The 26,927-nt window shown below is 65.0% G+C and carries 23 protein-coding genes; 15 read left to right on the forward strand and 8 right to left on the reverse strand.

Annotation, left to right across the window (positions count from 1 at the left end):
* Window positions 1–19: 19 nt before the first annotated feature.
* The 3 genes from KOL99_RS10030 (at window position 20) to galU (ending at window position 2,432) form a co-directional block, all read left to right on the forward strand.
* Entirely contained in the window at window positions 20–259 is a 240-nt protein-coding gene (locus tag KOL99_RS10030) for an FmdB family zinc ribbon protein (RefSeq protein WP_216510345.1), read from the forward strand.
* Between the two features lie 177 nt (window positions 260–436).
* The gene (gene folD, locus KOL99_RS10035; RefSeq protein WP_216510346.1) at window positions 437–1,282 is read left to right on the forward strand and encodes a bifunctional methylenetetrahydrofolate dehydrogenase/methenyltetrahydrofolate cyclohydrolase FolD; all 846 of its coding nucleotides are present in this window, start codon (window positions 437–439) and stop codon (window positions 1,280–1,282) included.
* Window positions 1,283–1,565: 283 nt separating this feature from the next.
* A complete protein-coding gene (galU, locus tag KOL99_RS10040) occupies window positions 1,566–2,432 on the forward strand; it encodes a UTP--glucose-1-phosphate uridylyltransferase GalU (RefSeq protein ID WP_216510347.1) in 867 nt (288 codons plus the stop codon).
* Here galU and KOL99_RS10045 read toward each other — a convergent pair.
* Window positions 2,429–3,277 carry an energy transducer TonB gene (locus tag KOL99_RS10045; RefSeq protein ID WP_216510348.1) on the reverse strand — a complete coding sequence of 283 codons (849 nt, stop codon included), beginning with the start codon at window positions 3,275–3,277 and terminating at the stop codon, window positions 2,429–2,431. The genes galU and KOL99_RS10045 overlap by 4 nt on opposite strands.
* A 242-nt stretch (window positions 3,278–3,519) precedes the next feature.
* Between KOL99_RS10045 and KOL99_RS10050 the strand changes: the two genes are divergently transcribed.
* From KOL99_RS10050 to KOL99_RS10105, 12 genes are all read left to right on the forward strand, one after another.
* Entirely contained in the window at window positions 3,520–4,332 is an 813-nt protein-coding gene (locus tag KOL99_RS10050; RefSeq protein WP_216510349.1) for an electron transfer flavoprotein subunit beta/FixA family protein, read from the forward strand.
* 22 nt (window positions 4,333–4,354) lie between these two features.
* On the forward strand, window positions 4,355–5,680 hold the full coding sequence (locus KOL99_RS10055) for an electron transfer flavoprotein subunit alpha (protein ID WP_216510350.1): 1,326 nt from the start codon (window positions 4,355–4,357) through the stop codon (window positions 5,678–5,680).
* A 53-nt stretch (window positions 5,681–5,733) separates the two neighbouring features.
* Window positions 5,734–7,728, forward strand: a complete 1,995-nt coding sequence (locus tag KOL99_RS10060) for a (Fe-S)-binding protein (RefSeq protein WP_216510351.1) — start codon at window positions 5,734–5,736, stop codon at window positions 7,726–7,728.
* A 171-nt stretch (window positions 7,729–7,899) separates the two neighbouring features.
* On the forward strand, window positions 7,900–8,991 hold the full coding sequence (locus tag KOL99_RS10065; RefSeq protein WP_216510352.1) for a CapA family protein: 1,092 nt from the start codon (window positions 7,900–7,902) through the stop codon (window positions 8,989–8,991).
* A 47-nt stretch (window positions 8,992–9,038) separates the two neighbouring features.
* Window positions 9,039–9,725, forward strand: a complete 687-nt coding sequence (locus KOL99_RS10070) for a type 1 glutamine amidotransferase (protein WP_216510353.1) — start codon at window positions 9,039–9,041, stop codon at window positions 9,723–9,725.
* A 117-nt stretch (window positions 9,726–9,842) separates the two neighbouring features.
* Complete coding sequence (locus tag KOL99_RS10075; RefSeq protein WP_216510354.1) at window positions 9,843–12,296, forward strand: response regulator; 2,454 nt, start codon at window positions 9,843–9,845, stop codon at window positions 12,294–12,296.
* Entirely contained in the window at window positions 12,290–14,476 is a 2,187-nt protein-coding gene (locus tag KOL99_RS10080) for a putative bifunctional diguanylate cyclase/phosphodiesterase (protein WP_236026038.1), read from the forward strand. The genes KOL99_RS10075 and KOL99_RS10080 overlap by 7 nt, the downstream gene beginning before the upstream one ends.
* 414 nt (window positions 14,477–14,890) lie before the next feature.
* Window positions 14,891–15,229 (forward strand): P-II family nitrogen regulator, encoded by a 339-nt coding sequence (locus KOL99_RS10085; RefSeq protein WP_216510355.1) that lies wholly within the window; start codon window positions 14,891–14,893, stop codon window positions 15,227–15,229.
* 52 nt (window positions 15,230–15,281) lie between these two features.
* Window positions 15,282–16,820 (forward strand): ammonium transporter, encoded by a 1,539-nt coding sequence (locus KOL99_RS10090; RefSeq protein ID WP_328760097.1) that lies wholly within the window; start codon window positions 15,282–15,284, stop codon window positions 16,818–16,820.
* 324 nt (window positions 16,821–17,144) lie between these two features.
* Entirely contained in the window at window positions 17,145–17,588 is a 444-nt protein-coding gene (locus KOL99_RS10095; RefSeq protein WP_216510356.1) for a ferritin family protein, read from the forward strand.
* Window positions 17,578–18,390: an inositol monophosphatase family protein gene (locus KOL99_RS10100; RefSeq protein ID WP_216510357.1), complete on the forward strand. Its 813-nt coding sequence runs from the start codon at window positions 17,578–17,580 to the stop codon at window positions 18,388–18,390. The genes KOL99_RS10095 and KOL99_RS10100 overlap by 11 nt, the downstream gene beginning before the upstream one ends.
* Before the next feature lie 186 nt (window positions 18,391–18,576).
* Window positions 18,577–19,032: a universal stress protein gene (locus KOL99_RS10105; RefSeq protein ID WP_216510358.1), complete on the forward strand. Its 456-nt coding sequence runs from the start codon at window positions 18,577–18,579 to the stop codon at window positions 19,030–19,032.
* On the opposite strand, the gene KOL99_RS10110 is transcribed toward KOL99_RS10105, so the two are convergent.
* The 7 genes from KOL99_RS10110 to KOL99_RS10140 form a co-directional block, all read right to left on the reverse strand.
* Window positions 19,022–19,816, reverse strand: a complete 795-nt coding sequence (locus KOL99_RS10110; RefSeq protein WP_216510359.1) for a sugar phosphate isomerase/epimerase family protein — start codon at window positions 19,814–19,816, stop codon at window positions 19,022–19,024. The genes KOL99_RS10105 and KOL99_RS10110 overlap by 11 nt on opposite strands.
* Before the next feature lie 13 nt (window positions 19,817–19,829).
* On the reverse strand, window positions 19,830–21,095 hold the full coding sequence (locus KOL99_RS10115) for a putative nucleotidyltransferase substrate binding domain-containing protein (RefSeq protein ID WP_216510360.1): 1,266 nt from the start codon (window positions 21,093–21,095) through the stop codon (window positions 19,830–19,832).
* 15 nt (window positions 21,096–21,110) lie between these two features.
* A complete protein-coding gene (locus KOL99_RS10120) occupies window positions 21,111–22,631 on the reverse strand; it encodes a VC_2705 family sodium/solute symporter (RefSeq protein WP_216510361.1) in 1,521 nt (506 codons plus the stop codon).
* Entirely contained in the window at window positions 22,624–22,944 is a 321-nt protein-coding gene (locus KOL99_RS10125; RefSeq protein WP_216510362.1) for a DUF4212 domain-containing protein, read from the reverse strand. Before KOL99_RS10125 ends, KOL99_RS10120 begins: the two co-directional genes overlap by 8 nt.
* A gap of 61 nt (window positions 22,945–23,005) precedes the next feature.
* On the reverse strand, window positions 23,006–24,223 hold the full coding sequence (locus KOL99_RS10130; RefSeq protein ID WP_216510363.1) for a putative nucleotidyltransferase substrate binding domain-containing protein: 1,218 nt from the start codon (window positions 24,221–24,223) through the stop codon (window positions 23,006–23,008).
* Window positions 24,224–24,427: 204 nt separating this feature from the next.
* Window positions 24,428–26,422 carry a solute symporter family protein gene (locus tag KOL99_RS10135; protein ID WP_216510364.1) on the reverse strand — a complete coding sequence of 665 codons (1,995 nt, stop codon included), beginning with the start codon at window positions 26,420–26,422 and terminating at the stop codon, window positions 24,428–24,430.
* Between the two features lie 16 nt (window positions 26,423–26,438).
* Window positions 26,439–26,750: a DUF485 domain-containing protein gene (locus KOL99_RS10140; RefSeq protein WP_216510365.1), complete on the reverse strand. Its 312-nt coding sequence runs from the start codon at window positions 26,748–26,750 to the stop codon at window positions 26,439–26,441.
* Between the last annotated feature and the right edge of the window lie 177 nt (window positions 26,751–26,927).

Consider the following 26,927-nt stretch of genomic DNA (forward strand, 5'->3'; position numbering starts at 1 on the left):
ATTAGGAGGTAGTTAAAAAATGCCACTTTACGAGTATCAGTGCAAAAGCTGCAATAATACCTTTGAGTTGCGCCAGAAGTTCTCCGACGCGCCCGCTTCCGAGTGCCCCGCCTGCGGCGGGCCGGTCGAGAAGCTGATCTCCCAGTCCGGCTTTTCGCTGAAAGGGGGAGGGTGGTACGGCGACGGTTACGGCAGCTCCAAGGCCGCTCCCGCCTGCCCCTCCGGCGGAAGCTGCGCCGGCTGCCCCTCGGCCTCCTGATCAGAAAACCAACCAGCCCCCCGTTCGCGGGGGGCTTTTTTTGTCCCGTTGGCGGGGCAAAGTCCTTTACAAAAACCTCCTCTTTACTTATTATCGACAGCTTAAAACCTGACGCCGGTGGGGCCCGCGCGCCCGCACCGCGCCTGCATATTCCAGTGAAAAGAGGGGTACACGTTAATGGCGAAAATCATCGACGGGAAGGCCATCGCGGCGAAGATCCGCGCAGAGATCAGCGCGGAGGCGGCTCGACTCAAGGAGAAGGGGATCGTCCCCGGTCTGGCCGTGGTGCTGGTGGGGGAGGACCCGGCCAGCAAGGTTTACGTCTCCATGAAGGAGAAGGCATGCGCTGATGTGGGGATCTTCTCCGACGAGTACAAGCTCCCGGTCGAGACGACCGAGGACGAGTTGCTGGCCCTGATCGAGAAGCTGAACGCGGACCCCAAGATCCACGGTATCCTGGTGCAGCTGCCGCTGCCCAAGCAGATCAACACCGAGCGCGTCCTCGAGGCGATCTCGCCGGACAAGGATGCCGACGGTTTCCATCCCTACAACGTGGGACGCCTGGTCATCGGCAAGCCGCTCTTCCAGCCCTGCACCCCCTACGGCGTGATGGTGATGCTCAAGGAGGCGGGGGTCGAGCTCTCCGGCAAGGAAGTGGTCGTGGTGGGGCGCTCCAACATCGTGGGCAAGCCGGTCGCCTTCATGTGCCTGCAGCAAAATGCCACGGTGACCCTGTGCCACTCAAAGACCCGCGATCTCGCCGGCAAGGTGGCCCAGGCCGACGTGGTGATCGCGGCGGTGGGCGTTCCCGAGATGATCAAGGGGGCCTGGATCAAGGAGGGGGCGGTGGTCATCGACGTCGGTGTGAACCGCGTGGGCGAGAAGAAGCTGGTTGGCGACGTGGAGTACGCGGCCGCCAGCGAGCGCGCCTCGGCCATCACCCCGGTGCCGGGGGGCGTGGGGCCGATGACCATCACCATGCTGCTGCAGAACACGCTGGAGTCGGCCAAGAGAGGGATGTAGGCGCTTAAAAGGCTTAAAAGCAAATCCCCCCTCTGTCCCCCCTTCGCAAAGGGGGGGACGCTGGGGCAGGTGCGGCGCTTCGTGGCACCTCGGACCGTTTCGGCACAATCTGCCGCAAGGGGAGGGGGAGCAAAGGCGGGCGAATGATTATTCGCCCCTACAGGATGAACGGTCCCGTGCCGGGCACATCCTTTCCGAAGGGGAAGGGGAGCGGCGTTGCGGGATACATAGCGGGTGCAGGTCCGCTGCAACTATTTCTTCTATGTGAGCAAGGAGTATCGCTATGCGCGTTAAGAAGGCGGTCTTTCCGGTCGCGGGCTTGGGGACCAGGTTCCTGCCGGCTACCAAATCGACACCCAAGGAGATGCTGCCGCTCATCGATAAGCCGCTGGTGCAGTACGTGGTGGAGGAGGCGGTAGCCTCCGGGATCGAACAGATCCTCTTCGTCACCGGCCGCGGCAAGAGGGCGATCGAGGACCATTTCGACATTTCCTTCGAACTGGAGTCGCTGCTTTACGAGAAGGGGAAGGACCACGAGCTGCAGCAGGTGCGCCAGATCGCGGAGATGGCCAACATCTTCTTCGTGAGGCAGAAGGAGGCGCTGGGCCTGGGACATGCCATCCTCTGCGCCAAGGACTTCGTGGGGGACGAGCCATTCGCGGTGCTCTTGGGCGACGACATCATCGACGCCCAGCAACCGTGTCTCAGTCAGCTCCTTGAGACCTACGAAACCTACCGCTCGCCGGTGCTCGCCCTGGAGCAGGTCCCCATGGAGGCCATCTCCTCGTACGGCTGCGTCAAGGCGAACCACCTCGCCAAGCGCGCCTTCGAGGTGCTGGACCTGGTGGAGAAGCCGCCGGTCGCTGAGGCCCCCTCGGACCTGGCCATCATCGGGCGCTACATCCTCACCCCGGGGATCTTCCCGATCCTGGAGAACCAGGAGCCGGGCAAGGGGGGGGAGATCCAGCTGACGGACGCCATCAAGACGCTGTCACGCAAGGAACCGATCTACGGCTGCCGTTTCGACGGTATTCGCCACGACTGCGGCGACAAGCTCGGCTTTTTGAAGGCGACGGTGGACATGGCGCTCAAGCGCGACGAGTTCAACGGGGATTTCGAGGTGTTTTTGAGGCAGCGCCTGGGCTGTTAGTGCAGCCTGCCGCTGCCGCTGCCGTAGTGGAAGAAGGCGATCAGCTTGAAGGTTTCGCCGGTGTACCCCTTGGGGAAGGAGCCGATCGGCCCCAGGGCGTTCAGGGTGCGCAGCACCTCGTCGTCGAGGATCTTGCTCCCCGAGCTTTCCAGCATGTCGACGCGGACGATGTCGCCCTTGCGGTTGAAGGTGATGCGCACCGGCGTCGTCCCCTCGATGCCGCGCAGAAGGGCCGCCTGCGGGTAGTGCCACACGCCGTAGATGGCGGTCTCGAGGCGGCGTAAAAACGAGCCAAAGAGGATGTCGTCGGTGTTGAGGAAGCGGGTATCCCCCTCCTCGACCTCGCTGCGGTACTTCTCCCGGTAGCTCTCCTCCAGGCGCGCCATGCGGGTCGCACTGGGAAAGAGCTTGGAGCGGTCGGGAAGCTGGGCGGTCTTGGGTTTGAAGATTCCCTGGCCGGGGAGCGCCGGTTCCTGGGTCGGCTGCGCCGTCTGGGGCAGTTCCGGTTGCCTCGGCGTCGGTGCCGGGCGGCTCACCTGCGGCAGCGGCTTCGTTTTCGGCAGCATCCGGTCCACCTCGTCCCGCCCCTTGGGCGCCGTCTCCTTGGCAACACGCTGGGATTTTTCGGAGTACCGCTTGAGCTCTGGTTTCGGTTCAGGCATCTCCTTGGACTGGGGCTGGGGCGGCAGGTCCGGCAGGTCGGTGAGATCGACCATGGTCGGTTCCGGTGGCGTTTTGGGTTGTTCCGGCGGAATTATCATGATAACAAGATATATCGCTACGTGAACAAGTAGTGACAGCGCCAGCAGGTAGAGGAAGTTTTTTTCGATATATCTGTTGGACATGTATCTCCACCCGCCGTTCCGGGTGTTTAGTGATGTCGGGGGGGCGACGGTTTCCGCCCCTTGCGCTCCGCGTGATGGTAGAAGATCATCCCGTAAAAAGCAAGGGGTTTGGGGGGCGTCCCGGCACCGCGCCGCTGCTACCCCCCCTGGACCCTACCGTAAACATCCGCTCCTTGACCTAGGTCAACTTTTTTTCTCAAATCTCCTTGTAACTTGAAGGCATCAAACTATCCGAGGTCGCCATGCTCGTAGTGGTATGTGTTAAGCAGGTCCCCGACACAACGCAGGTACAGATCGATCCCGTCACCAACACCCTGATCCGCGAGGGTGTCCCCTTCATCGTCAACCCCTACGATACCCACGCCGTGGAGCAGGCGCTCCGCTTCAAGGACCGTTTCGGCTGCCGCGTGGCCGCCATCTCCATGGGCCCTCCCAACGCGGAGGCGACCTTGCGAAAGGCGCTCGCCCAGGGGGTGGACCGCGCCGTGCTCCTCTCCGACCGGACCTTCGGCGGCGCCGACACGCTGGCCACGAGCAAGGTGCTGGCCGCGGCCATCGAGAAGCTCGCCCAGGAAGAGGAGGTGGGGGTGGTGATCTGCGGCAAGCAGACCATCGACGGAGACACCGCCCAGGTCGGCCCCGGCATCGCCACCCGGCTCAATTTTTCCCAGCTCACCCTGGTGGACAGGGTCGACGATCTCGACATCTCCGGCAAGAAGATCCGGGTGAGCCGGAAGCTCGAGGGGCGCCACGAACACGTGGAGGCGCCGCTGCCGGTGCTTTTGACCGTGGTGCGCGAGCTGAACCGGCCGCGCTACCCGACCGTCGCCATGCGCCTTGACTCCGCCGACGCTCAGGTCGAGGTCTGGGACAACAAGGTGCTGCAGCTCGACGTGAACAGCATCGGCCTCAAGGGCTCCCCCACGTGGGTGAGCCGCATCTTCTCGCCCGAGCGGGCCAAGGGGGAGATGCTGGGGGACGGGGTGCACGACCCGGAAGGGGCGGCGCAGTTGCTCATCGACAAGATGCTGGAGAAGGACCTTCTGGCTCTCTAAATAAACTACCAAGGGAAAAGCAATGACCGATGCTGTGAAACCACCCAAGAAACCGCGCGGCAAGGCAAGGCTGCTGGAGAACAAGTGCATCGCCTGCGGGGCTCGCTGCCAGAGCGCCTGCCCGGTAGACGCGATCCAGATGAACGACGCGGGCGAGCCGATTATCGACGCTTCCCGTTGCATCGGCTGCGTCAAGTGCGTCAAGGTCTGCCCGGTTCAGGCGCTGGAGATGGCCTTCACCCCTGAAGAGCTGCGTATCCTGCAGGAACTCGCGGCAATCTCCGGCGGCGAGCCCACCGAGGAGGACGCCGAGGAGGCCGCGCTCAAGAAGAAGCTCGCCGCCTATTCCGGGGTATGGGTCTTCGTCGAGCAGACCGAGGGGGAGGCCGCCAAGGTCTCCTGGGAACTTTTGGGAAAAGGGAAGGAGCTGGCGCAGGCGCGGAAGTGCCCGCTGTGCGCCGTGGTTATGGGGGAGGGGGTGGAGAAGCTCTGCGCCCAGGCCTTTGGCTACGGCGCCGAGAAGGTCTATCTCATGGACGCGCCGGTACTGCGCCACTACCGCACCGAGGCCTACCAAAAGAGCCTGTGCGCCCTGGTCGAGAAGTACAAGCCGGAGGTGATCCTTATGGGCGCCACCGGTCTCGGGCGCGATCTCGCCGGCGTGGTCGCCACCGTGATGGCCACCGGTCTCACCGCCGACTGCACCGGCCTCTCCATCGACGACAAGGGGAACCTGATGCAGACCCGCCCGGCCTTTGGCGGCAACATCATGGCCACCATCGTCTGCGACAAGTTCCGTCCCCAGATGTCCACGGTGCGCCCGCACGTGATGCCCATGCCGGAGTTCGACCCGCAGGCCAGGGGGGAGATCGTCCGCGAGCCGGTGCCGGTGGCCGAGGAGCAGATCCTCGTCAAGGTGCTCGACATCCTCATGGACGGCGGCGGCTCCAAGGTTGACATCGCCGGGGCCGAGTTCATCGTCTCGGGGGGGCGCGGCATGATGGCCAAGGAGAACTTCGCCATGCTCGAGGAGCTGGCCGAGGTCCTGGGCGGGGTGGTGGGCGCCTCGAGGAGCGCGGTCGACGCCGGCTGGATGCCCCCCGACCGCCAGGTTGGGCAGACCGGCAAGACGGTGCGCCCGAAGGTCTACATCGCCTGCGGCATCTCCGGCGCCATCCAGCACCTGGTCGGCATGCAGGACTCCGACGTGGTGATCGCCATCAACCGCGATCCGGAGGCCCCCATCTTCGAGGTGGCGAGCTACGGTATCGTCGGCGACCTGTTCAGGATCATCCCGGCGCTGACCAACAAGCTCAGGGCGCTCAAGGCCGCCCGCTCCAAGGCGTGATCAACCAAGATCCAGTTGCGCGGCAGCGCCGCACTCCATAACGAGGTACCCCTATGATGCCGCAAACCGCTATCTTCACGACGCTCCTGGTCGCCTCGCTCCTCTTCTTCTGCTGGAGCGTGTATCGCCGTTTCTCGCTGGTCCTCTACGGCCAGCCGGAACAGAGGCTGGACCAGCCGGGACGCCGTCTCGCGGAGATGTTCCTGTACGCCTTCGCCCAGTTGCGCGTGCTGAAAAAGCCCTTCGGCCTGAACCACTTCGTGATCTTCTGGTCCTTCATGATCCTCGCGCTCGCCAACGGCGAGTTCCTGGTGAACGGGGTCTTCCCGTCGGTGAGCCTCGCCCTCCTGCCGGATGGGGTGCACCGGGTGCTCCTGATCGCCTTCGACGTGGTGTCCCTGTTGACCCTGGTCGCCATCGCCCTCTCCTTCGTCCGCCGGCTGGTGGTGAGGCCACCTCACCTGGACAGCCTCTACGTCAAGGGGAGAAGCCCGGAAGCGTTCCTGATCCTCTCCTTCATCGCGCTCCTGATGCTCGCGTACTTCGGCCTGCACGGCTCCCTGGTCGCCCTCGGCACGGAGAACGACCCGGCGGCCATGCCGATCTCGAGCCTGGTCGGCGCCGGGCTCGCGGCGCACCCGTCTATGATCTCCACGGTGTATGTCGTCTCGTGGTGGCTGCACGCCCTCGTGCTCTTCGCCTTCATCTGCTTTTTGCCGCACTCAAAGCACATGCACATCCTGACCGCGATCCCCAACTGCTACTTCGGCGCGCTCACCTGGCCCGCGACCCAGCCGCGCGAGAAGTTCGAAAAGGGTGCGGTCTACGGGGTGGGGACGGTGGAGCGGTTCACCTGGAAGGACCTGTTCGACTCCTTCACCTGCACCGAATGCGGCCGCTGCCAGGCCGCCTGCCCGGCCACCAACACCGGCAAGCCCTTGAACCCGCGCCAGATCGTGCACGCCATCAAGACCAACCTCCTGGAGAACAGCCATGCGCTCCGGGAGGGGAGAAGCGGCACCCTGCCGCTGATCGGCGCCGAGGGTGAGGGGACCAACACCGAGGAGGCCATCTGGTCCTGCACCACCTGCGGCGCCTGTATGGAGGCCTGCCCGGTGCTGATCGAGCAGATGCCCAAGATCGTCAAGATGCGGCGCCACCTGGTGGAGACCGAGTCGCGCTTCCCCGAGGAACTCTTGAACCTGTTCGAGAACATGGAGCAGCGCTCCAACCCCTGGGGCATCGCCCCGGGCGAGCGCGCCAAGTGGGTCTCCACCCTCCCGGTGAAGCCGTTCGTGGCCGGCGAGACCGAATACCTCCTCTACGTCGGGTGCGCCGGATCGTTCGACTCCCGAGCCAAGCAGGTCACCGTCGCGCTCGCCACCGTCTTGAACGCCGCCGGCGTCTCCTGGGGCATCCTGGGCAAGGACGAGAAGTGCTGCGGCGATTCGCTGAGAAGGCTCGGCAACGAGTACCTGTTCGAGAAGATGGCCCTGGAGAACGTGGAACTCTTCCGCGAGCGCGGCGTCACCAAGGTGATCACCCTCTGCCCGCACTGCCTCACGACCCTGAAGAACGACTACCGCCAGTACGGGCTCGAGCTCGAGGTGGTGCACCAGAGCGAACTGATCGCGGAACTGATCCGGAGCGGGCGCATCAAGCTCGACAAGAAGGACGGCAGCTTCGGGCGCATCGCCTACCACGACCCCTGCTACCTCGGGCGCCACAACGACATCTTCGACGCTCCGCGCACCCTGGTCCAGTCGGCCACCGGTTCCGCTGCCGTCGAGGCCGAGCGCACCGGCAGGAACTCTTTCTGCTGCGGCGCCGGCGGCGGGCGCATGTGGATGGAGGAGTTCACCGGCGAAAGGGTGAACCACGCCCGCGTGGACGAGCTCCTGGCCCAGAAGCCGGATACCATCTGCGTCGCCTGCCCCTACTGCATGACCATGATGGAGGATGGACTCAAGGACAAGGGCGCCGGCCAGGTCCGGGTCAAGGACGTGGTCGAGGTGCTCGCCGAGGGGCTTTTGAGAAAGAACGCGTAATAGGGCATCGGGGGAGCTGCCATACGCGGTGCAGATGGCAACCCCCATCCCCCTCCCTGTCCCTCCCCCTCCGGGGGCGGGGACACAGGGGGCGACTTCCTCGCCAGGGGAGAGGGGACCTGATTATAAGAATCCCAAGGCGGCGCATGTTTAAAAACAGGGCCGCGCTGCATGCTTCTTAGGCAAGAAAGGAACTTCGCCCTGTCCCATTTCACCCATATCAGCGCAAGCCTTTGCCCCTTCCGGGGCGTCGTCCTCTTTTTTTTACTCCTGCTGCCGTTTAACGCCTACGGCGCGCCGACAGTTACCGTGGCCGCGGTGGGCGACATCATGATGGGGAGCGACTTCCCCAGCGCAAAGCTTCCCCCCCGCGGCGGCCGGGACCTCTTCGCCGCCGTCGCTCCCTACCTGCGCCGCGCCGACCTCGCCCTGGGCAACCTGGAGGGGCCGCTGTGCAGCGAGGAAACGCCCACCAAGCAGCCCCTTGCCGGGCGCCGCTACCTGTTCCGCACCCCCCCCTCCTACGCCAAGAACCTGAAGGAAGCCGGCTTCTCCGTACTCACCCTGGCCAACAACCACGCCCTCGACTTCGGCCGGCCGGGGCTGGAATCCACCAGGCAGGCGCTCGCCGAGGCGGGGCTGCAGTTCTCCAGCAAGAAGGGGGAGATCGCCCGCTTCGACCTGCACGGCGTCCGCGTCGCCGTGATCGCCCTCTCCTTCGGCCCGCCGCCGCGCTCCATCGTCTTTCCGGCACAGGCCCTGCAGGAGATCGCCCGTGCCGCCGCCGACTACGACGTGGTGATCCTTTCCATCCACGCCGGCGCGGAGGGGAGGGGGGCGCTGCACGTGGCGCCGGGCGAGGAGCGCTTCCTGGACGAGCCGCGCGGCGACCTGGTCCGCTTCGCCCATGATGCCATCGAGCGCGGCGCCGACCTGGTGCTCGCCCACGGGCCGCACGTGCCGCGCGCCCTGGAGCTGTACCGCGGCCGCCTGATCGCCTACAGCCTCGGGAACTTCGCCACCTACGGCGGGGTGAGCGTGGCCGGCGAGAGCGGCTACGCGCCGCTGCTCAAGGTGGAATTGGCGGCGGACGGCTCGTTCCTCGGCGGGAGCGTCGATTCCTTTCGCCAGTTCCGCTACACCGGTCCGCAGCCCGACCCCAAGCACCGCGCCCTGCGCCTGATGCGCAGGCTCTCGGCCGAGGACTTCCCGGAGTCGCCGCTGCTGTTCGGAGACGGGGGACGGATCGCGGTGAAGAAATAAGGGGAGAACGTGCGGACAGCACTGACAATATACAAGGAGGCGGCAGGATGTTCCTGATCGTGCAAAATGACCCGCTCTGCCCGGCGGGCGGGCTGCTGCGTCTGCTGGATGACTCCGGGCATCCCTACCGGTGCCTGGCCGCCTACGCCGCGGAGACCTTTCCCGACCCGGCCACCTGTACCGGCATCGTCGTGCTTGGCGGCGAGATGGGGGTGCACGACACGGCCGAGCACCCGCACATCGCGCTGGTCGTCGACTTCATCCGCGCGGCCCTCACGGCGGGGACCCCCCTCTTGGGCATCTGCCTCGGGGGACAGCTCCTCTCCCACGCCGCCGGCGGTGTGGTGAGCTCCCCTTCGCCGCACCGTGAAATGGGGATCTGCGGCGTGGAGTTGAACGGCGAGGGGAGCGCCGACCCGCTCTTTGCCGGCATCGCCACCCACTTCGTGACTTTCCAGCTCCACAACGACAGCTTCACCGTCCCCCCCGGGGGCACACTCCTCGCCAGTTCCGACGCCTGCCCGTTCCAGGCCTTCCGGCTCCCCGGCTGCGTCTACGGCGTCCAGTTCCACCCCGAGGTGGGCCGCGCCATCGTCGACGCCTGGGACGGCCTGTTCTCGCCCCGCGCCGACTACCTCTCCGGCTTCATAGCCGCCGAGGCCGCGTTCAACGCCGCCTCCCACGCCATTCTCGCCAACTTCATCTCCCTCGCCGCGGCTCCCCGCCTGTCTTGAAATCCGGACCTTATATTGTAAAGTTCTAACGTTTGTCTTCCGGGCATCACGAGGCCGCGCCCCCACTGGGGCGCCGGCCGGTCAATTCCCCCTCCGGAACGCGACAAAGGAGGTGCCGTGCAGTTTTCGTGGCCGGGAAAAGGCTCCCTCAAGTCCAGACTGATCACGCTGCTCCTCGGCTGCAACACGCTGCTGCTTCTTTGTCTCACCCTCAGTTTCGTCTGCTATCACTCCCTCGCCTTCCCCCCCCTTGCCGGAGAACCCCGACTGCTGCTGTTCGCCTCGTTCCAACTCACCCTGGCGCTGCTCGGGGTAGTCGGGCTCGCCGCGCTTCTCGCAAAGCGCATCGACGGGACCATCTCTGAGCCAATCCGGGACCTGAGCCGGAAGATGGAGATCGTCTCGACGAGCCAGGATTACCGGGTCAGGGTGGAGCGCGCCGGCGAGGACGAACTGGCGGTGCTGTTCGCCTGCTTTAACAACATGCTGGCCGAGATATCGGTCCGTGACGAGCGCCTCGCGCTACATTCGGAGGAGCTCGAGCTGGAAGTGGCGGAGCGGACCGTGGAGCTGTCGGAGGTGAACCGCCAGCTCGAGGGGAGCCTTGAGAGCGTGCGGGAGGCCATGCAGAGCGCACAAGCCGCCAACCGCGCCAAGTCCGATTTCCTGGCCCAGATGAGTCACGAGATCAGGACTCCGATGTACGGCGTGCTCGGCATGACCGAGCTCCTGCTGGGGACCGACCTGACCAAGGAGCAGACGCGCTACGTGGACACGGTGCGGCGCTCCGGCGAGGCGCTTCTCTCGATCATCAACAACATCCTCGATTTCTCCAAGATCGAGGCGGGGCGCATGGAGCTGGAACAGATCCCGTTCGACATGCACCAGTTGGCCGCCGACGCTGTCGCCATCTGCGCCGAGGACGCGGCCAGGAAGGGGCTTGAGCTCACCGTGGAACTGGAGCCGGGGCTGCCGCGCATGTTCCAGGGGGACCCGGGAAGGCTGCGCCAGGTCGTGGTGAACCTCCTGGGCAACGCGGTGAAATTCACCCTGAAGGGGTCGGTGCGCCTCCGGCTCGCGCTTGCCGAGGCTCCCGCCCTGGTCCGCTTCAGCGTCGAGGACACCGGTATCGGCATCGCCCCCGAGGCACAGCGCCGCATCTTCAACCAGTTCACCCAGGGGGACGAATCGATGACCCGCAAGTACGGCGGCACCGGGCTGGGGTTGGCCATCGCCCGGCAGCTGACCGAACTGATGGGGGGGGCACTGGAACTCGAGAGCGAGCCGGGACGCGGCTCCCGCTTCAGCTTCACCGTCAGGCTGCAGCCTCACGAGGAGGCCCCGCGCCCGGAGCGCTGCTGCGTCGCCTTGCGCGACAAGCGGGTGCTGCTGGCGACCGACGACGAGCAGACCCGGGAAGGGGCCATGGAGCAGCTCCTCTCGTGGGGGGTGGACCTCGAATGCGCGGGCGATGCGCCGGACGCTTTTTGCCGCATCGTGACCGCCCCCTTCGACCTGGCCGTTCTGGATTACCGGCTGGCCGGCACCGACGGAATCGAGCTCGCGGCCACCATCCGCACCGTGCCGGCCGGGCGCTCGATCCGGATCATGCTGCTCACGGAGCGGGACGAACAGGCCGCGGACCCGCGCCTGGCCGAGCTGGAGGCGACCTCGTTCCCCAGACGGCAGCTGCGGCAGGAGGGTCTCTACCGCGCCCTGGTGGCGGCGCTCGGGATGGACGACGAGGAACGGCTGGCCGTGGGGTGTTGCGGGGCTCCGCCTCCGCCGGGGCCGCGCCAGGTGCTCCTCGTGGAGGACAACGTGGTGAACCAGGAGGTGGGGAAGGGGATGCTGGAGAGCCTGGGGTGCCGGGTCAAGGTGGTGGAGGACGGCGCCGCCGCGGTGAGCGAGGTGCGACGCAACCGCTACGACGTGGTCTTCATGGACTGCCAGATGCCGGTCCTCGACGGCCTGGAGGCGACCCGGCGGATCAGGGCCTGGGAGCAGGATAGCGGCGGCCGCGTCCCGATCATCGCGCTCACCGCGTACGCCATGCCGGGGGACCGGGTGGCCTGCCTGGAGGCGGGGGCGGACGACTACCTCTCCAAGCCCTTCACCTGCGACCAGATCGCCAAGGCGATGGACCGGCAGTTGAACGGCAGGGTGGCGACCCCTGGCATGGTGGAGGAGGGGAGCGCACCCGCGTCTCTCGAGGTGATCTCCCACGACAAGATGAGCGGGGCCCTGGAGATGATCCGCACCCTCCCCGGCAACCGGGGTGTCGAGATCCTGCGCAAGGTGGTGGACCTGTACCTGGCCAGCACACCGGCGCTTTTGCAGACCATGCGCGAGGCCGAGTCGGGCGGTGATGCCGAGAAGCTCAAGGCGGCCGCGCACAGCTTCAAGTCCAGCAGCGCCAACCTGGGCGCCCTGCGCCTGGCCGGGGTCTGCATGGAGCTGGAGAGCCTGGGGCGCGCCGGCTCCACGCAAGGTGCGCTGCCGCTGCTGCATCAGGTCGAGGAGGAGTACCGGCTGGTGCGCGACGCGTTGCGGGGAGGACCGCTATGTTGACCAGGAAGACCAAGCGCGCCACCCCGCTGGTCATGGTGGTGGACGACGACCAGGCCGTGCGTCTGCTGGCCCGGGAGACCCTGGAGAACTCCGGGTTCGTGGTGCGCGACGCCGAGACCGGCGAACAGGCGCTGGAGGAATTCGTGGCCCACGCCCCGGACCTGGTGCTCCTGGACGTGATGCTGCCGGGGGTGGACGGGTTCTCCGTCTGCAGTTCCATCCGGCGCACCGAGGGGGGGCGCGACACCCCGGTACTGATGATGACCGGCCTGGACGACCTGGAGTCCATCGACTGCGCCTACGAGGTCGGCGCCACCGACTTCATCACCAAGCCGATCAACTGGCACATCCTGGGCTACCGGGTGAGCTACATGCTGCGGGCCAGCAGCGCCCTGGAGCAACTCCGGGAGAGCCGCGCCGGCCTGGCCCACGCCCAGAGCCTCGCCCACATCGGAAGCTGGGAATGGGACCTCACCACCGGCGAGATCCGCTGCTCGGAGGAGGTCTACAGCATCTGCTGCATCGATCCCACCCACCGCGACGGCAACCCCATCCTCGACCCGGTGCACCACCAGGACCGCGCCTTCGTGCAGGGCTCCATCGACGACGCCATCGCCAAGCGCGCCCCGCTCAGTTTCGACTACCGCATCCTGCTGGACGGAGGTGAGCGGACCCTGCACGCTGAGCTGGTGACCGTCCTGGACGAGGAGGGGGAGGCCGTCTGCCTGACCGGCACCATCCAGGACATCACCGAACGGAAGCGGGCCGAGGAGCAGATCCGCCTCCTGGCCTACTACGACGCCTTGACCGGGCTCCCCAACCGCCGCTTCTTCCAGCAGCAGCTGGAGCAGGCGCTGGTGTTCGCCAACAGAAACGACCGGATGCTGGCCGTGCTGTTCCTCGACCTGGACCGCTTCAAGCTGGTGAACGATACCCTGGGGCACGGGGTGGGGGACCGGTTGCTGCAGGACGTGGCGGACCGCCTGCTGCGCTGCGTGCGCCGAAGCGACTGCCTGGCGCGCGCCGAGGACGACTGCCCGCCGTCGCTGGTGTCGCGCCTTGGCGGGGACGAGTTCACCATCATGCTTTCCGACATCGAGCACTTCCAGGACGTCGCCAAGGTGGCCCGGCGCATCCTGGACGCGGTGTCGATCCCGTACTCGCTGGAGGGGCAGGAGGTGTTCGTCTCCACCAGCATCGGTATCAGCCTCTACCCCTTCGACGCCACCACGGCCAGCGACCTGATCCGCAACGCTGACGGCGCCATGTACCAGGCCAAGGAGCAGGGGCGCAACGGCTACCAGATCTACGACGAATCGATGAACGCCAAGGCCTTGGAGCGGATCATCCTGGAGAGCCAGTTGCACAAGGCGCTCAAGGAGGAGGAATTCGAGGTCTACTACCAGCCCCAGGTGAGCTGCCGGACCGGAGAGGTGGTGGGGATCGAGGCACTGGTGCGCTGGCACAGCAAGGAACTCGGCGTGGTCGAACCGGGCCGCTTCCTGCCGCTGGCCGAGGAGATCGGCCTGGTGATCCAGATCGACCAGTGGGTGATGAGGGAGGCGTGCCGCCAGCACAAGCTCTGGATCGACCAGGGGCTGCCGCCGGTGACCATCGCGGTCAACATCTCGGGGCAGCAGTTTCTGAAGAACGAGCTTTTGGACACGGTCACGGCCGTCCTGGAGCGAAGCGGCCTCGACCCCGGCCTGCTGGAGCTGGAACTCACCGAGGGGGTGCTCATGGCGCACACCGAGCGGACCGTGAAGACCCTGGAGGCCCTGAAGGGGATGGGGGTGCGCCTCGCCATCGACGATTTCGGCACTGGTTTCTCATCGCTTTCCTATTTGAAAAGGTTCCCGCTCGACGTGCTGAAGATCGACCGGACCTTCATCAACGACATCACCCATGATCCCGATGACGCCGCCATAACCCTGGCCACCATAGAGATGGCGCACACCCTCAAACTCCAGGTGATCGCGGAAGGGGTCGAGACCCAGGCGCAGCTCGAATTTCTCACCAGGAACCGCTGCGACATGTACCAGGGGTACCTCTTCAGCAGGCCGATCCCCCCCGAGGAGTTCCCCCGCCTGTTCCTTCCGTCATCCTGCGATCCCGCCGCCGCGCCGCCGCTGCCCCCCGTCGCCCCCCTGCCTAAAAAAACATCATCCCTGCCGCAATAAGTGACCGGATCGATCCCGCGTTTACACTGCCGTAAGTAATTGCGACGTCATTCCGGGGTGTTACCGAAAATAACGCGCGCTGGCACAGCCTGTGCTAAACCATGGTCACACGGCACGAAGGTGTGCCGCAGAAGGCTTTCCCGCCCGTTTAGGCAATGGTGCAGGTCGTGGTGGAGGGCATCATTATTGGGAAAGGGGGACTGTTTTCAAGGCTGGAAAGAGCTGTTTATTCGACGTTGAACAAAAGGCAAGGGCATCGAAGCCTTCAGGGGCCTGAAAAGAGGGTAAAACCTGGAACCGATGGATGCTATGTCCGCAAGCCGGAGACGGCCTGCTGAATGTTCTGCAAGACCTGTGATGCACGCAGCGTGCAAACGACAAATCCACCGCCATTAACTAACAAGGAGGCAAGCGATGAAGCTGATCGAAGCAATCATCAAGCCGTTCAAACTGGATGAGGTGAAGGACGCCCTCAACGAGATCGGGATCGAGGGGATCACCGTGAGCGAGGTGAAGGGGTACGGGCGCCAGAAGGGACACACCGAACTGTACCGCGGCGCCGAGTACGTCGTGGACTTCATACCCAAGGTGAAATTGGAAATCGTCGTGGCCGACGAACTGGCGGCAAAGGCCGTGGCCACCATCGAGGATACCGCCAAGACCGGCAGGATCGGTGACGGCAAGATCTTCATCCTCTCGCTGGAGGAGGCAGTCCGCATCAGGACCGGCGAGAAGGGCGACGAGGCGATCTAGGACTTTCGGTTCTTTCAATCCAAACCCATAAATACGATCAATGGAGAGTGTTATGATGCGTGACATCAAAAAGGTAAAGGATGCAGCTAAGCCCGCTTCCAGCTGCCTCACCATGAAACTTGGGAAGCTGGCCCTCCTGGCCAGCCTGATGCTGGTGCCGGTCCTCGCCATAGCCGAGGAGAAAGCGGCCGATTCCGCCGCCGCTCCGGCTGCCGCGACTGCAACCGCCGCCCCCGCCGCCGCTGCCCCCGCCGCGGCGCCTGCTCCGGCCGCCGCTGCCCCCGCCGCCGCTCCGGCCGCCGCGCCGGCCGCCAAGAACGTCGCCCCGGTCCTCAACACCGGCGACACCGCCTGGATGCTGGTCTCCGCCGCGATGGTCCTCTTCATGACCCCGGGCCTCGCCCTGTTCTACGGCGGCATGGTCCGCCAGAAGAACGTCCTGTCCACCATGATGCATTCCCTGGTGGCCATGGGCATCGTCGGCGTGCAGTGGGCCATCATCGGCTACTCGCTGGCCTTCGGTCCCGACCTGGGGCACGGCCTCGTGGGCGACTTCAGCAAGGCCCTTCTGAACGGGCTGATCACCTTTAAGGATGGCAACGCGATCTACGCGCTGTTCCAGAACGTCCCGACCGAGCCGGGCGCCATCCCCGAGTACGTCTTCGCGATGTACCAGGCCATGTTCGCCATCATCACCGTGGCGCTCATCTCCGGCGCCCTGGCCGAGAGGGTCAAGTTCTCCGCCTACTGCCTCTTCGTGCTGCTCTGGACCACCCTCGTCTACGATCCGCTGGCTCATTGGGTCTGGATGTCCGACGGCTGGCTCTTCAAGCTGGGCGCGCTTGACTTCGCGGGCGGCACTGTCGTTCACCTCTCCTCCGGTATCTCGTCCCTGGTGGTGCTCTTCTTCCTCGGCAAGCGTCACGGCTTCCCGACCGAGCGCATGGCTCCGCACAGCCTGCCGCTGACCCTGATCGGCGTCGGCATACTCTGGTTCGGCTGGTTCGGCTTCAACGCCGGTTCCGCCATCGTGGGCGCCGGCTGCTCCGACGCGGCGGGCGGCCTGGCCGGCCTCGCCTTCATGACCACCACCATCGCACCGGCCGCGGCCGGACTCACCTGGATGATCGCCGAATGGATCCATGCCGGCAAGCCTTCCGCTCTGGGCTTCGGCTCCGGCGTCGTGGCCGGCCTGGTCGTGATCACCCCCGCTGCCGGCTTCGTGCAGCCGGGTGCCGCCCTGCTCATGGGCGTCGCCGGCGGCCTGGTCTGCTACGGCGGTGTGCTGGTGAAGGCGAAGTTCAAGTACGACGACTCCCTGGATGCCTTCGGCGTGCATGGCGTGGGCGGCACCACCGGCGCCATCCTGACCGGCGTGTTCGCCACCGTCGGCGCCACCGGCCTCACCTCCGGCAACATGAAGCAGTTCGTCACCCAGCTGATCGCGGTCGGCGCGGCAGGCGCCTACGCGGTGGTGGTGACCCTGGTGATCGCCTTCGTGCTGCACAAGACCATCGGCCTGCGTGTCGACAAGGAAGACGAGATCATGGGCCTCGACCAGACCCAGCACTCGGAGACCGCCTACAACTAACACCGTCCGGACAGCTAGCAACGAGAAGGGGGACCGCAAGGTCCCCCTTCTCTTGTTTCTGATCGAGCATGATCTTCCGGCTTGAAGCGTCCACATCCCCTCTCCCTCCGGAGAGGGCTAGGGTGAGGGGATTGACCTCGCGCAGAGCCCTCACCCCCCCTTCGGGCACCCTCTCCCAGGGGGAGAGGGACGAGGGGAGGATCACCGGTACTCTTCTGTCTGCCTCCACGCACGTTCCATAAATAAATCGCCTACCCTTTTGAAATATAGAGATTTCCTGTTACTGTTTTCCAGCCAGAAAAAGACAGTCGGGGAGGGGGAACTATGAATTCCAGGGACATGGTGCTCCGGAAGGAAGGGGACGGCATCGGGTACTACGAGCGCTGCGGCGCGGAGGCGGGAATCGCCGGGCTGTCCACCATCTTCAGGATGTTCAGCGAGGATGAACTGCGTCACGCGGGTGCCCTGCGCGCGCTGCGGGACGGGGGGAGGGTGGACCTGCGCCAATCGGCCACGCTGGAGGGGGCGCGGAGCATCCTGCGCCGGCTTTCCGCCGAGGAACTCTCCCGCTACCGCGGCGACCTCGGACTGTACCGCAACGCCATGCAGTTCGAGGCGCTTTCCGCGCGTGCCTGCTCCGAACTGGCCCGCGAGGCGCTGCACCCCTGGGAGCGCGAGATGTTCCAGACCATGGCCGACGAGGACGAGATCCACTTCACGCTGCTCGAGGAGATGCAGGAACTGCTGGAGGATACTGATGTCCAGTGAGGCCGGGCTGCGGCAGATGCTCGAGGTAGCGGTGGCGGCGGCACGAGAGGCCGGCGCTCTCCAGAAAGAGAAGCTCTGGAGCGATTTCAGCTTCTCCTTCAAGGGGGAGGTCGACATTGTGACCGAGGTGGACCGGGCCTGCGAGGAGATGATCGTCAACCGGATCCGGAGCGCTTTTCCCGGCCACAGCTTTCTCGCCGAGGAGAACCTCTACGCGGACGGGGATCCGGCCTGGCGCTGGGTCATCGACCCCCTGGACGGCACCACCAACTACGCCCACGGCTTCCCCTGGTTCTGCGTTTCCATCGCCCTGGAGCGGCAGGGTGAGCTCACCCTCGGGGTGATCTACCACTGCATGATGGACGAGCTCTTCACCGCCATCCGCGGGGAAGGGGCCTTTTTAAACGGCGCCCCCATCCACGTCTCCTCCCGCCAACCCCTGAGGCAGTCCCTTATCGCCACCGGGTTTCCCTACGACGCCTCGCGCGGCAACGAGAACAACTTCCGCAACTTCTTCGAACTGCAGCTCGCGGCGCGTGGGGTGCGCCGGGCCGGGGCCGCGGCGCTCGACCTGGCCTACGTCGCGGCGGGGAGGCTGGACGGCTACTGGGAGTGCAAGCTGAAGCCCTGGGACGTGGCCGCCGGGGCGCTGCTGGTGCGCGAGGCGGGCGGGACGGTGACCAACCACAAGGGGGAGCCGCACCGGGTCGATGATCACCGCATCCTGGCCAGTAACGGCCTTATCCACGAGGAAATGGAGTCCCTGCTGGAGAGGGCGGAGAAGGCCGAGCCGGTGCTTTGACCGGCGGATCATGGTTGGAAAAGGGGCGCCTGCAGGCGCCTTTTTTTTTGTACGGCAAATCCCCCTCCGTCCCCCCTGCGCAAAGGGGGGGGCAGGGGGGATTTGCCGTAAAATACTGTAGGAAAAAGCTTGGCGATGTTATATAGTTGTGCGGCCTTTCACCCCCATCCGCACTCCGGAGGAAAGATGCTCAACCTGCGCAAGAAGATCCTGGTGGCCATCGACGGCTCACCGCTTTCGGACAAGGCCGCCGAGGAGGCGGTCCGCTTCGCCGCGGGCATCCCGAGCCAGTTCAAGAGCAAGGTCTACGGGCTCCTGGTGCTCCCCAACGCGCCGCGCAACACCTTCACCGACTTCGTCCCGGCGCGCCCCATCACCGAGCAGGACCAGTGGAGCGAACTCAAGGAACGCATCTTCTACGTGGTGGAGAAGCTCGCCGCCGAGCTGGAGGTGCCGTTGGAGACCGCGGTGGTCTACGGCGACCCGGCCGAGGAGCTGATCCGGTTTTCCCAGAAGGAGGAGATCGATGTGATCGTGATCGGGAGCACCGGCAAGGGCTTTTTGAAGCGGAAGCTTTTGGGGAGCGTGTCGCACAAGGTGGTGCGGGACGCCAAGTGCTCGGTCTACGTGGTCAGGGGGTAGTCTTGGCGGTTTCCTGCCTCAGGTAGGCGAGGATCTCCTTCAGGCTTTGCAGGATGATCCCTTCCCCCTTGGGGAACTCGTGAGGGGAAAGTTCCAGGGTGAGGATGTCGTTGTAGGCGGTGTTCCTCAGGTGGTTCAAGAAGCGGGTGAGCGGCAGGATGCCGTGCCCTGGCAGCAGGTGCTGCCGGCCGTGCCCGTAGTCGGAGAAATGGATGTTCCTGATCCGGCCGCTGTTGTAGCAGAGGTAGAAGTCGTTGATGAAGTTGGCCCGCCCGCTCCCCATGTGGGTGCAGTCGAAGGTGAGGTAGAGGTTCCTCTCGTGGAGGAACTCGATCAGCTTCTGGGTCTCGGAGAGGATGTAGCCGTTGATCCGGTACTTGCCGGTCCAGGGCATGTTCTCCAGGGTGACGGCAACCTGGTCCCCCCCGATCTCCTTTTGAAAGTCCTGCATCCGGTACAGCCAGCGCCAGTACGCGAACTCCAGTCCCAGCCATGAGGGGGGATGGAAGTTCACCAGCCCGATGCCGCAGTCCGCGGCGATCTCCACGCAACGTTTCAAAGAATCGACAGGGCTCCCCCAGCCGTCCAGCTGCAGGAACGGGGCATGGATCGAGAAGATCGGCATGATCTGCGCGAGTTCCTTTACCAGTCGCCGCGAGTTCACCTTCTGGAACTCCTGGTTGATCACCAGTTCCATGCCGTCGAAGCCGGCTTCCCGCGCCATGGCGAAGGCCTTGGGGAGGGGGAAGGTGAACAGCGTTCCTGCGGAGATGGATATGCGCATGCCCGGTCCTATCCTATACCTGTCCTACCAGCCTCTGGTAGGCGATCTTCTGCAGGCTGAGCACCGCCTCCAGCGCGCTCCTCAGCCGCGCGTCCAGCGCCATGCTGAACTCCTCGGGATTGGCGAAGGCCGCCGCTTCCTCGCTGCGAATCTCACCCTCGATCCTCAACTGCATCAGGCACTGTAGCGCCTTCAGGAGCCGCTCGGCCAGGTCGACGTCCAGCGCGCCCCGGTACAGGAGCTGCCGTATCCGCTCCAGCGTCCCCCCTTCGTGCACCTCCGCCTGCAGCGCCAGGATGCGGACCAGTTGCACCAGGGGAGAGAGACCCAGCGTCTCGATGTCGATCTCACCCTGGTGCTCGCCGCCGCGCTCCAGGCGCCAGCGCCCGAAGTGCCCGAGGGCGAGGGGGAGGTTGATCACCCGGCGCGCCAGCTGGAAGAAGGGATCCCGCCCGCGCTGCTCCTTGAGGGCGGCCGCCGCCGCGGTGAGCGCCTGCTCGCCCAGCGGCTCGAAGCCGGCGACGTGGCAAAGATCGGCCATCGACTCAAGGCGCCAGCGCCACTCCGGAAGCGGCGGCGCGGCCTGCTTCTGCGCGGCGGCGAAGGGGAGCATCGGCTCCAGTTCCGGGGGGGGCGGTTGTTGCCGGTCCACGTTCTTCAACAGGGAGCGCCACTCGGTGAGGGAGCCGTGCCACGGTACCTCACCCTCGGCGAGGAGCCCCGCCTCGTGGAGCGCCTGGGTGAGCTGGCGGCTGAACAGGTAGAAACGCTGGGAGTCGAGCTGGTGCAGCAGCAGGTAACGGTTCCGGCCATAGAGGGTCTGCTCGCCGCGGCCACGGTCCCCGGAAACGAGCAGGGCGTAAACCGGCGCCGTCCCCTGTCCCAGGTCGCGCATGCGCTCCTCGGCCAGCTGTGCCGCCCTCAGCAGCACCCGGTCGTGCAGGGCGTTGCAGGCGCCGCAGAGCGCCAGGGTGGAGTTGCGGCGCCGGAAGTGGGCGGAGACCAGTTCGCGGTAGCGCGCCTGGAGCGGCACCAGCGCCGCCGGTATGGGAGCCTCGGCGATCCCCTGGTCCAGCGCCGCCAGTTCCTGGTCCATCTGCTCCTCGTAGGCCAGCTCCTCCTTGAACGAACCGATCAGGGTCCCGAGGAAGGCCTCCGCCTCGCGCGACGAACTGCTGCCCCACTTGGACTCCAGGCGCTTCTTGAGGCTTGCCACCAGCTCCGTGCTGGCGCGCCACTTGAGGATCTCGTCACCCTTGGTTCCCAAAAGCATGGGCATAAAAAAACTCCTCTTTTAGTCCAGGTGCCCGTGGACCTCCTGCTCGAGGAAGCGCCTCATCTCCTCGGGGGGGGCGGGGGTTGCCAGCGATACGGCGATCATCACGCAGATGACCAGCGGGGCACCGCACAAGGCCGAGGAGGTGACGGGGAAATACGAGGCGAGTCCCGGCAGTACGCCGCCCAGGAGGGGCTCGGCCACCGTGCAGAGAACGCCGGTGACCATGCCGGCGATGGCGCCGTAACGGTTGGCCCGGTCCCACCAGATCCCCAGGAGGAACAGCGGGAAGATGGTGTTGCCGGCCAGGGCGAAGGCGACAGCGGTGATCTCGGCGATCAGCCCCGGCGGGTTCAGCGCCACCGCCAGGACCAGCACGGCCAGCACCAGGGTCCCCCCCTTGGCAACCTGCATGCGCGCCGTCTCGCTGGCCCGGGGGTTGATGAAGCTGTAGTAGAGGTCGTGGGAGATGGAGGCGGCGCCGGTCATCAACAGCCCGGCCACGGTGAAAAAGGCGGCCGACAGCGCCCCGGCCGCCAGCACGCCGACCAGCCAACCGGGAAGCCCGGCCATCAGGGCGGTTTTCAAGGTGATCACGTCGGCCGCGGCGCGGGCGGTCTCGGGCGTGAAGGCGATCCCCTGGCGCGCCTCGAGGAGCCTGCCGAAGACGGCGAAGGCGGGGGCGGACCAGTAGATGAGCGCGATGAAGAAGAGCCCCCAGACCACGCTCCAGCGGGCGTCACGGACGTTGGGGACGGTGTAGAAGCGCGACAGCACGTGGGGGAGCCCGCCGGTCCCCACCATGAGGGTGAAGCAGAGCGCGCACCACTGGAACAGCGAGTCGCCGGCGAAGGGGAGGGTGAAGTCGATGCGGAACTCGCGGGCAAGGTCGGTCAGGGCCCGGCCGTAGCCGAACTGCGGCAGCAGCCAGAAATAGCCGAGCTTTCTGGCCAGCCACATGAGCGGCACGATGAAGGCGACGCAGATCACCAGGTACTGCAGCTGCTGGTTGCGCGGGACCCCGAGGGCACCGGAGACCACCAGGTAGGAGACCACGGCGAGCGCCCCGTAGGTGACCCCTTGCTCATAGCCGATGTCGAACATGAAGGCGAAGATGAGCCCGATCCCCTTGAACTGGGCCACGCAGTAGATCACGGAGATGGCGATGGCGATCACCGCGGCCATGAGCCTCGCGGCGGGGGATCCGTAGCGCTCGCCGACGAACTCGGGGGTGGTGAACTTGCCGAAGCGCCGGATCTGGCTCGCCAGGAGCACCAAAAGGAGCACGTAGCCGCCGGTCCAGCCGATCACGTAGGCGAGCCCCTGGTAGCCGCGCAGGTAGATGATGCCGGCAAGCCCCATGAGGCTTGCCGCACTCATCCAGTTGCTGGCGATGGCCGCGCCGCCGCCGATCCTGCCGGTGTAGCGGCCGCCGAAGCCGTATTCCTGACTTTCGCGGGACTTCTGCCTGAGCCCGACCAGGATGAAGGAGAGCATGACCAGCAGAACGACGAAGATGGACCAGGACGAGTCATTCATAGCTTCTGTCTCTCCTGCGGCTGTGGTATTCGCTGATTCGATCCGCGTAGATGTTGAAGATGATGCACAGGAAGATGAACCACAGAGGGAGGAACTGCCCGGTGAACCAGAAGTGCAGCGGCAGGTTGAACAGCGTGAGCCGGGTCAGCAGGCTGCCGGTGCCGGTGCCCCGGCAGGCATAGACCAGGAACTGGAACCCGAAGGTGCAGACTCCCCAGCCGAAGAGGATGGCGAGAATGATGTGCACCTCGTCCCGCATGTGCCCCTCCTTGGGGCGGAGCAGGTTGACCTTGGACTTTTCGGGTCGGCTCATGTCTCCTCCACTGATGGCGCCCGTTCGGGGAAAAACCCGCCAGGAACGACCCATCGTGCTTCTAAACTATGGAAAAGTTGGTGTGGATGGTCTTTTGCAAATCCTCGATGAGGAGCAGCGCCTGTCTCATCCGTTCCCTCTCGTCACTGGGGAGCGAGTACGGGTTCAGGTAGTAGGCGTCGTTCTGAATCCCCTTGATCACCTTGATCTGGAGCAGGATGCGGTGCTTGGTGAGGATACGGTAGGCGGCCACGAGCCCGCGCGCCATGTTGGCGGAGAAGCTGTGCTCCTTTTCCAGGAGCTCGATCCGCGTCACCGTCGAGGTGGCGGGGATCCCCTGGTTGATGGCCAGGATGCGCACGTTCATCACCAGGGGAGCCCAGGCCAATAGTTTCAGGTTGAAGGAGCCCTTGTGCTCGCCGCTTCCCTCGGTCCAGAACCGCTTCAGGAAACCAAGGGCCAGCTTCATCTCGGTGGCGGCCTTGGCCATGCCCCAAAGGGCCATGAAGTAGTCCTGCAACAGGGCGCGGATCAGGGAGACCAGCTTGCCGGCCAGTTCGGCGTCGCCGGCCACGAAGCGGGCGTCGGAGAGGACGATGAGGTCCATCATGTTCTTGCCGTAGTCCTCGGTCTCGTAGCGCACGATGGCGTGCAGACGGCGCTGCCACTGCGACAGTGAGCCGCGCCAGTTGTCGTTGACCGGCATGATCCCGCCGCTGCACTTCTTGAAGCCGATCTCGGCCAGCCGCTCCACCAGGATCCGGCTGTACTCCTGGAAGTAACGGTCGGCCGCCTCGCCCCCGTCGTCGCTGTAGACGATCAGGTAGTCCTGGTCGGTGATGAGGGTCTGCTCCTCGCGGCCGTCGCTCCCCATGCTGATGAGGGCGAAGGGGACCGGCGGGGGGGAGGGCATCTCCGCCGCGACCAGTTCCAGCGCCCGCCCGGCCAGGGCGTCGCGGTACCAGGTGCAGTTCTCGTGCAGGGCGGTGACGGAGTAGAAGTTGAGGAAGCGCTCCATCTCGAGGAGGTTCAGTTCCTCGTGGAGCTTCAGGAGCGCCGCATAGTCGGTCTCGGCCGCCACCCGCTCGATGATGGCTTCTTCCCGCCCGGAGTACAGGCGCAGCTTGCCCAGCTCCTCGGAGGTGTGCCACACCAGCCCTTCCAGCAGCTTCTTCCCCTCGTCCCGGTCCAAAAGCGGCAAGAAGGCATGCACCTCCCCCAGCAACTCCGAAAGGAGTTCCCCGTCGCCTGGCTCCGGTGGGTAGATCTGATGGGGCATGCGCGGCCACCTCTTATTAAATCTGCTGGCGTTGATTCTACAGAAAAAAACGGTGATGTAAAACTGTTTTGCTGATAACCAGAACGATTCGTTGACTTTTTTCCACTCGGTGCAGCTGGGAAGGGGAAGAAACGATTAGGCGCCGGACAAAAAAATTGGGGAAGGTTTCCCTTCCCCAATTCCATGCTGCCGTGTTGCTGGAGCTTAGTGCTCGACTGCCTTGGCCATACCCAAACCGGTGTTCTGGCGGACGTAGACCTCGTCGAACATCTCCTCCGAGCGCCTGTTCGGGAAGGCCAGGGCGCCCAGGATGGCGGCCATGAAGCCCAGCGGGATGGAGATGATGCCCGGGTTCTTCAGGGTGAAGAGCGGCTTGTCCAGGCCCACGATCGAGGTGCCGTCCTGCTGAGCGTCGACCTTCGCCTTGGCGAGCGCCTTGGCGTCCTTCTCGGAGAGGGTCTGGCCGGCAGGAAGTGCTGCCTGCTTCTTCTCCATGGCGGCTACCACCTTCTTGGCGCCGGCGGCTACCACTTTCGGGTAGGTCATGTTGGGGGATACCATCACCAGGCCGATGGAGGCGATGGTGCCTACCAGCAGGCCGGAGATGACGCCGCCGGTGTTGAACTTCCTCCAGAAGAGGGACAGGATGACGACCGGCAGGTTGCCGGAGGCGGCGACGGCGAAGGCCAGTGCCACCAGGTGGGCGACGTTCTGCTTCTCGGCAGCGAGGCCGATCAGGATGCCGCAGGCGCCTACCACGAAGGAGGTGGCGCGGGCTGCGAAGACCTGCTCGTGCTGGTCGGCGTGGCCGTCCTTGATCACGTTCACGTAGATGTCGTGGGCGATGGCCGCGGAGGCTGCCAGTACCAGGCCGGAGACCACGGCGAGGATGGTGGCGAAGGCGACGGCGCACAGGAAGGCGAGGAAGAGATCGCCGATGACCGGGGCGATGTCCGCGCCCATCTGCTGCGCCAGCATCAGGGTAGCCATGTTGCCGCCCGGGTCGATGGCGGTGATCCCCTGCGGGGTCAGGTGGATGGCGGCGCCGAAGCCGAGCAGGGTGGTCAGGATGTAGAAGCCGCCGATGATGAACATGGCGATGATGACGGACTTACGTGCGGCCTGCGCGGTCGGCACGGTGAAGAAGCGCATCAGGATGTGCGGCATGCCGGCGGTGCCGAGCACGAGGGCCATGCCCAGGGAGATCTGGTCGAGCGGGTTCTTGAGGTACAGACCGGGCTCGAGGAAGCGCTGCCCGGCGTCCATGCCGGAGAGGATGACGCCGTCTTTGAGCACCAGCTTGGAGACGTGGTCCTGGATGTCCGGGCTGGACACGATGGTGGAGAAGAAGCCGATCGGGTTGAAGCCCGCCTTGATCATGACCAGGAAGGAGAGCAGGAAGGCGCCCGACATGAGCAGGCCCGCCTTGATGATCTGTACCCAGGTGGTGGCGACCATGCCGCCGAAGACGACGTAGCCGACCATGAGGACGCCGACGCCGATGATGGACATCTTGTAGGGGATGCCGACCAGAAGGGCCATCAGCTTGCCGGCACCGACCATCTGTGCGGTGAGGTAGAAGGTGGAGACCGCGACGGTGGAAATGGCGGCGAAGGCGCGTACCGGCTTGGGCGAGGTCCTGAAGGAGAGGATGTCGCCGAGGGTGTACTTGCCCGCGTTGCGGCAGGGTTCCGCCACGATCAGAAGCACCGTGATGTAGGCCACCAGCCAGCCGACCGAGTACATGAACCCGTCATAGCCGTAGAGCGAGATGAGGCCGGAAATACCCAGGAAGGAGGCCGCCGACATGTAGTCGCCCGCGATGGCCCAGCCGTTCTGGGTGCCGGTGATGCCGCCGCCCGCTGCGTAGAAGTCCGCTGCGGACTTGGTCTGCTTGGCTGCCCAGACCACGACGCCCATGGTGACGGCGATGATGATCATGAACATGCCGATGGTGATGGTCTTGTTGGTCTTGAGCTCTTTCTTGACCGGTGCGGGTGTCGCGGGGGCAGGGGCGGCCACGGCAGCGGCCGTGTTGGCCGCCGGTGCGGCTGCGGTCGCGGCGGGTGCTCCCTGGGCTGCCGGGGCACTCATCGCCGGCGCTGCGCCGGCTGCCGGCGCCTTCTGCTCATCTGCGTAGGCTGCTGCGGCTACCGAGAGGGCCAAGCTGGCTGCTATGAATATCTTCTTGATGGTCATGTCCTGTCCTCCTTTCCTAGAGATGTAATTCGTCGATCAGTTCCCTGGTCAACCGGTCAAAGTCCTTGTTGGCGACGTGCGAGTAGTAGAGTGCAATCCCCCAGGAGACGAAGAACTGGGAGAGTGCGAAGATGTACCCGAAATTGATGACGCCGATGATTTTGACCTTGAAGATTCCCGGTGTGTAGGCCGCCCCGATGGGGAGCAGGAAATAGTACACACAGGAGAAAATCCACCACCCGAAAAGGAAGGCCGTCTTCTTGTGATGTAGCTCCACGAACTTGGGATTTTTTGCGATTGCTTTCCAGTCGTACTGTTTTTCTGCCATGGTTGTCACTCCTTTCTCAGTAAGATGCGTTGCGGCGGCGTCCCGCCCCTCTGGTTTCAGTTCCCGATAAATCCCCCTTTCCGATCTCTAAATTTTGTTTCTAAAACCGTCTAAGCTGTTTTGCTGAAAATGGTTAAAGCGTTCTGTTTGGAGCGCTGCTTTGCAAGTTGCTGTTTT

Source organism: Geomonas azotofigens (assembly GCF_018919395.1).
Lineage (GTDB): Bacteria > Desulfobacterota > Desulfuromonadia > Geobacterales > Geobacteraceae > Geomonas > Geomonas azotofigens.